Annotated in this window: 2 protein-coding genes; both read left to right on the top strand. The window is 65.8% G+C overall.

The window, feature by feature from the left end; translation table 11 throughout:
- Positions 1–566, top strand: a 566-nt coding sequence (locus QMO14_RS33280; RefSeq protein ID WP_367618196.1) for a hemerythrin domain-containing protein, incomplete at its 5' end; no start/stop codon positions are given.
- Positions 563–962 (top strand): alcohol dehydrogenase catalytic domain-containing protein (locus tag QMO14_RS33275; protein WP_301512393.1); only part of this gene is annotated, 400 nt, incomplete at its 3' end. The genes QMO14_RS33280 and QMO14_RS33275, both read left to right, overlap by 4 nt.

The following is a 962-nucleotide window of genomic DNA, read 5'->3' as shown; positions in this document are numbered from 1 at the left end:
GAGCACGACGCTCAGGCGGCGGCTTCACGAAGGAGTATTCCGTGTCAACAGCCATTGCCTACGAAGACGCGGTGGACCTTCTCGACGGCGACCACAAGCTCGTCCAGAAGCTCTTCATCCAGTACCAGACGCTGCGCGAGTTCGGCGCCCCCGCGGCCGACCGCCAGATGCTCGCCGAGCGCATCTGCGCGGCGCTCACGATCCACACGCAGATCGAGGAAGAGATCTTCTACCCGGCGGTGCGCAAGGCCACCGGCGACGACGTGCTGCTCGATCATGCCGAGCAAGAGCACCAGGAGGCCAAGGACCTCATCGCCCGCATCCAGGGCATGAGCCCGGCGGAGGAGGGCTACGACGACTGCGTGCAGCAGCTCGCAAAGGCGGTCATGGCGCACGTGATGGAAGAGCGCGAACGCGTCTTCCTTCAGGCGCGCTACTCACCGCTGGACCTGCGCGGGCTCGCGGTGAAGCTGTACGAGCGCAAGAACAAGCTGAAGAAGGCGGCGGGCGGGATGCCCGAGTTGCCCGCTGAGAAGACACCTCAGCAAATCGAGGAGCACGCATGAAAGCCCTCGTCTACAACGGACCGTGCGACGTCTCCGTCAAGAACGTACCCGACGCGAGGATCGAGCGCTCGACCGACGTGCTGGTCAAGATCACCACAACCAACATCTGCGGCTCGGACCTGCATATGTACGAAGGCCGCACCGATATGCCGCCCGGCCGCATCCTCGGCCACGAGAACCTTGGCGTCGTCATCGAGGTCGGCCCTGCGGTCGATCGCATCAAGATCGGCGACTGGGTGGCGCTGCCGTTCAACGTCGGCTGCGGCTTCTGCGAGAACTGCGAGCGCGGTCTGAGCGCCTACTGCCTGACGACCAACCCCGGGATGGCCGGCGCCGCGTACGGCTTTGCCGACATGGGGCCGTACGCGGGCGGCCAGGCCGAGCTGCTGCGGGTGC

Source organism: Variovorax sp. CAN15 (assembly GCF_030462475.1).
Classification (GTDB): domain Bacteria; phylum Pseudomonadota; class Gammaproteobacteria; order Burkholderiales; family Burkholderiaceae_C; genus Variovorax.
Note: the sequence above shows the minus strand (reverse complement) of the source record. Positions and strands in the feature narration are given on the sequence as shown.